The organism is Arthrobacter sp. Hiyo1, from assembly GCF_001263615.2.
Lineage (GTDB): Bacteria > Actinomycetota > Actinomycetes > Actinomycetales > Micrococcaceae > Arthrobacter.
This window is the reverse complement of the sequence record NZ_DF952468.1, coordinates 808015-812125: the sequence shown is the minus strand read 5'-3', so window position 1 is coordinate 812125 and position 4111 is coordinate 808015. Positions and strand designations below refer to the sequence as shown.

3 protein-coding genes and 3 pseudogenes are annotated in these 4111 nt (G+C 64.7%); 1 reads left to right on the top strand and 5 read right to left on the bottom strand.

Annotated features, from left to right (window positions below; genetic code table 11):
• The 5 genes and pseudogenes from AHiyo1_RS03535 to AHiyo1_RS03515 form a co-directional block, all read right to left on the bottom strand.
• A partial coding sequence (locus tag AHiyo1_RS03535) for an AAA family ATPase (RefSeq protein WP_148667428.1) occupies positions 1–277 on the bottom strand: 277 nt, incomplete at its 3' end.
• Positions 274–1460, bottom strand: a pseudogene (locus AHiyo1_RS03530) (exonuclease SbcCD subunit D). The pseudogene AHiyo1_RS03530 and the gene AHiyo1_RS03535, both read right to left, overlap by 4 nt.
• 90 nt (positions 1461–1550) lie before the next feature.
• Positions 1551–2476, bottom strand: a pseudogene (locus AHiyo1_RS03525) (MIP/aquaporin family protein).
• A 142-nt stretch (positions 2477–2618) separates the two neighbouring features.
• Complete coding sequence (locus AHiyo1_RS03520) at positions 2619–2969, bottom strand: DUF202 domain-containing protein (RefSeq protein WP_059387627.1); 351 nt, start codon at positions 2967–2969, stop codon at positions 2619–2621.
• On the bottom strand, positions 2966–3340 hold the full coding sequence (locus tag AHiyo1_RS03515; RefSeq protein WP_253257137.1) for a YidH family protein: 375 nt from the start codon (positions 3338–3340) through the stop codon (positions 2966–2968). Before AHiyo1_RS03515 ends, AHiyo1_RS03520 begins: the two co-directional genes overlap by 4 nt.
• 59 nt (positions 3341–3399) lie before the next feature.
• Here AHiyo1_RS03515 and AHiyo1_RS03510 point away from each other — a divergent pair.
• Positions 3400–4111: pseudogene (locus AHiyo1_RS03510) on the top strand (ADP-ribosylglycohydrolase family protein); the annotation flags it as partial.

The window sequence follows — 4111 nt, the reverse complement described above, 5'->3', positions numbered from 1 at the left end:
TGACCTCAAAGCGTCTTCCGCGCGCCGAAAATTCGCAAACGACCCGCGGCTCCGCAGCCGGTTCCGCGTGGTCGCTGCGCAAGCGTTTTCCGTCCTGGCGGGCGCCCGGTACCGAGCCGTACAACGCAAAGCAGATGGCGTCGAGCACGCTCGTCTTTCCCGCACCGGTGGCACCGTTCAAGAGGAACAGGCCCTGGGCGCCCAACTGATCGAAATCAATCGATTGAACCCCGGCAAACGGCCCGAAAGCCTCAATTTCAAGGCGGTGGATTCTCACAGCTCTGCCCCTTCCAACCGGACCGCTTCCAAGGCTTCACGAAGGGCGGAAAGTTCAGTCTCATCAGCCGGCCTTCCGCGCACATGGTCGAGGAAGCCGCAGCAAACACCAAGATCGTCCTCGGCCTCCGCAAGCCGGCTGCTGTAGCTGGCTTTGACCTTTCCCGCGGCGTCTTCAGGGTCAAAGCCCAGCACGAGCGTCTCCGGGAACCGGGCACGCAGCTGTTCCATCGCCTGCGCAGGCCGCGAGGAGTCTGTGAGGGTGACTTGGCAATACGCAGTCTCAGCCCAGGAATGCTCCTCCGACTCCAGAAGCTCAGCGAGCTTCCCCCGGAGAATCGCCAGCTCCCGTGGTGCTTTCCACAGAACTTCCTCGACGCTCTCAACACCGCCGACGCCGATATCAATCAGCCACGCACCTTCCGATGCCTGGCCTCGGAGAACGAATACGCCAGCGGCGAACCCGAATACCGGACGCGCTCCGAAAGTTCCTGCCGCCCGTGCAGATGTCCGAGGGCCGTGTAGCCGAAGCCATCAAAGAGATCCAGGGGCACTGCCCCCAAACCGCCGATGCTCAAATCGCGTTCGCTGTCCGAGGTGATGCCGCCGCTCGCGAAGGTGTGTGCCAGCACAACGGAGTGCACCGGCCCCGCTTCGCTTCTCCGGGCAATGTCCTCACGGATGAGCTCCACCGCGGCCTGCGTGACGTCAAAGTGGCTCGGGGTTTGGGTGCCGAGCCGTTCGGCGACAAGCCGCGGTTCAAGGTACGGAATTCCATAGACGGCAACCACGGGCGCACCCGGCTGAGCTGCACAGTGGTCGCTATCCAGGGGAAACAGGACGGGCGAATCGAGATCCTCTACGCGGGTCCGCAAATGGACTCCCCCGCGCTCCAGCAGGCGTGAAGCGAAACCAAGGCGGATCGCGGAATCGTGGTTGCCGCTGGTCAGCACCACCTTGGCTCCAGCATCCGTGATCCGTACGAGGGCGTCGTCGAGGAGCTTCACGACATCCAGGCCAGGCAGCGCACGGTCGTAGACGTCGCCCGCGATCAAGACGACGTCCACCGACTGTTCCCGGACGACTGCGAGCAATTGCTCAATGAAGTTGCGCTGGGCGTCAAGCATCCCGACGCCATGGAACGAGCGTCCCAGGTGCCAATCCGAAGTGTGCAAAAGCCTCATGTTTTCAAGCTAACTGGAGGCCCCGACATTATTGGTGCGGCGCGGCGGCACCGGCCGTAACAGGGCCTTCCGGACAGCTGAATTCCTGCGTCAGCCCCGCTTGCCGTCGAAGAAATCGCGGGCCGGGTCGACATCTGGCTTCTCTTCGACGGGTGCCACGGCGGACTCCGCAGCGGGCGTGGAAACCTCGGCCGCGCTTTCCGGGACAGCCGCTTCAGCGTCGTCGTCGGACTTTTCCTCCCAGCCGTCGGCCGGCAACGGCTCCTCGACCTCAGCCACGGCAACCGGGGTGGTTTCGCCGAAACCGCGGAAGATGAGGCCTGCGATCGCCGCTCCGACCAGCGGTGCGACCCAGAAGAGCCAGAGCTGCTCCACTGCCCAGCTCGAGCTGAAGATTGCGGAGGCAGTGGCACGTGCGGGGTTAAAGGCAAGGTTGCCCGTGGATTGGCCAAGCTGCAGCAAGACCGCGACTGTCAGGCCGACGGCGAACGGTGCTGCGAGCTTGCTGGGATTGCGTCGAGCGGTGACACCCAGGAAGACCCCTACCAGGAGCGCGGCGCCGAGGACCTCAATGAGCATCACGCCGGTCACGGGAACCTGGAAGCTGGAGTGCGTACCGAAGCCGGAGGTCGCCGTGTCAAACACAGTCCGGCTGTCCGTGATCCCCGGTACAGTTCGGACGACGGCGAAAATCGCCAACGCGCCCAGCAAAGCGCCCACAATCTGGCCCCCAGGTACGCGGCCCCATCCACAAGCTTCATCCGGCCGGCAACCAGGTGACCAACCGTGATGGCCGGGTTGAAGTGGCCGCCGGACAGGTAACCGAAGGCCAACATGGCAGCAGTGACGGTCAGGCCGCTGGCCAGCGACGCCGGCATCGGAACCGCCTGGGGGTTGATGAAGATCAACACACCCAAGCCAATAACCACAAGGAACAGCGTCCCCAGAGCTTCAGCGGACGCCCGGGCTAGGAGCCGGGTTCCGCGGGAGGAGGGAGCGGACACAGTTGTGGTCATGTCGAGGGATTCCTTTGTTCGAAGTTCGGGTGGTCTGTTGCGGAGGCGGACACTCCGGGCAAGGCAAGAAGCCGTGCGGCGGACCGCTTTCTTGCCCCGCAGCATCCTGTCAGCCGAGTCTGGACGCTTCCTGAATCCGAGCCTAGCCGCCCAAGGCGATTGCGGCGACCGCAGCGCCGGCAAGCGCGATGATGGACACGGCGCTTGCAAGCATCAAGACTGCCGACGCTTCCTCCGCGCCATGGTGCAACTGGTGGGACCTGGCCCACACAACGCAGCCGAGGACGATCGTCGCTGCGGCGGCGGTCAAGGCGCAGATTCCCTGGTAGTCGAGCCCCGGTATCCCGGTGGGCAGTTGCCCCGCACCGGATTTGGCCGTCAACCACCTGCGCCAGATGAAGAGATCCACCACCAGAAGCGAAATCAGGGTCCGGCGCCAAGCGAGCGTTGTACGCTCCGGCTGCAGCCCCGGATCTCTGGATTCAACGGTCAACGCGCCACCAGGATCAGCACGGCAAAAGTGAATGCCGCCACCGCAACCACGATGGTCATGAGCAGCATGACCCGTGAGAACGGCAGGGCCTGGTCGTTCCGCATGGCCGCCTCCATCTGCGCCCACCGGCGGTAGGCGAGCGTCGCGAGGCCCGCGCCGATCATGGAAAGAACGACGCACAAGACAATGCGCACGGGCTGGGGCGCGATGTTCGGAGCAAGCTGGTCGATGGCGACGGCACCGGCCAACAGGGCCAACGACGTACGGATCCACGCGAGGAAGGTCCGCTCATTTGCGAGGGAGAATCTGTAGTCCGGGGTCTTTCCGGTTTTCCGCCACGCGGGTTCACGCATCATTGCCTCCTGGTTCACGAGCCACCGTATCAGCGGGCAGGTGAAGACCGGCCGAGCAGCCACGGTAAATTACCACTATGAGCGCTGAACCATCCCCCTCCGCCGTGCCATCCTTCGAGTCCCGGGTTAACGGTTGCCTGCTGGGCGGTGCCTTGGGCGATTCGCTCGGCTACGCCGTCGAGTTCGACGACGTAGCCACGATCCGCACCCGCTTCGGCGCAGCGGGCCTCACCTCTTTCGGCCAGCTCGACGGCGGCACCCACTTTTCGGACGACACCCAGATGACGCTGTACACCGTCGACGGCCTCGTGGAAGCCCTGGAGTGGGCCAACGACGGCGTAGCCGCGGATGAAACTGCATGTCTCTGGCTGGCTTACCTGCGATGCTCGCGAGCCAGGGCGTCGCGTTGCCGGCATCCGCCCCCGTTCCCCAACCGCGGTGGATCGACGGCCAAGAAGTGCTCCGGCACCGCAGGCACCCGGGAAAGGCGTGCCTGAGCGGACTCGCTACGGGCGAGATGGGAACCAAGTTCCGGCCCGTCAATCCGGAATCGAAGGGCTGCGGCACGGTCATGCGCTCGGCTCCCTTTGGCCTGGTCCCGCATATTTCCGAGGCCGCGGTCTACAAGCTGAGCACCGATGCCGCGTGCTTGACCCACGGGCACCCTTCGGCACGGCAAAGCGCGGGTGCCTTCAGCGTGCTCGTGCACAAGGTGACCGCGGGCTCAGATGTGCGGACTGCGGCTGAGCATGCCCTGAGCGTGGTGTCAGCACTGCCGGATCCAGCCCC